At 65.7% G+C, this 804-nt stretch carries 1 protein-coding gene; it reads left to right on the forward strand.

Annotated elements, in window-relative coordinates:
- The coding region (locus IO36_RS36040) for an alpha-amylase family glycosyl hydrolase (protein ID WP_037626577.1) at window positions 1–804 on the forward strand (804 nt) is incomplete at both ends.

An 804-nucleotide genomic window follows, 5' to 3' on the forward strand; every position in this document is an offset into this window, starting at 1 on the left:
GAGCCCGTCCCGGACACGTTCGAGGACACCCCGGCCAAGGACCGCGATCCCGAGTGGTTCAAACGCGCCGTCTTCTACGAGGTCCTGGTCCGTTCCTTCCAGGACAGCAACGGCGACGGCGTCGGCGACCTCAAGGGCCTGACCGCCAAACTCGACTACCTGCAATGGCTCGGCGTCGACTGCCTGTGGCTGCCGCCCTTCTTCAAGTCCCCCCTGCGCGACGGCGGCTACGACGTCTCCGACTACACCGCCGTCCTCCCCGAGTTCGGCGACCTCGCCGACTTCGTCGAATTCGTCGACGCCGCCCACCAGCGCGGCATGCGGGTCATCATCGACTTCGTCATGAACCACACCAGCGACCAGCACCCGTGGTTCCAGGAATCCCGCTCCGACCCCGACGGACCCTACGGCGACTACTACGTCTGGGCCGACGACGACAAACAGTACGCCGACGCCCGCATCATCTTCGTCGACACCGAAGCCTCCAACTGGACCTTCGACCCCGTCCGCAAGCAGTACTACTGGCACCGCTTCTTCTCCCACCAGCCCGACCTCAACTACGAGAACCCGGGAATCGACGGGTTCCGCCTCGACGCCGTGCCCTACCTGTACCAGGCGGAGGGCACGAACTGCGAGAACCTCCCGGCCACCCATCAGTTCCTCAAGCGGCTGCGGGTCGACATCGACACGCACTACCCGGACACGGTGCTGCTCGCCGAGGCGAACCAGTGGCCCGAGGACGTCGTCGACTACTTCGGCGACTTCCCCTCCGGCGGCGACGAATGCCACATGGCCTTCCACTTC

The organism is Streptomyces aureus (assembly GCF_000725495.1).
Classification (GTDB): domain Bacteria; phylum Actinomycetota; class Actinomycetes; order Streptomycetales; family Streptomycetaceae; genus Streptomyces; species Streptomyces aureus_B.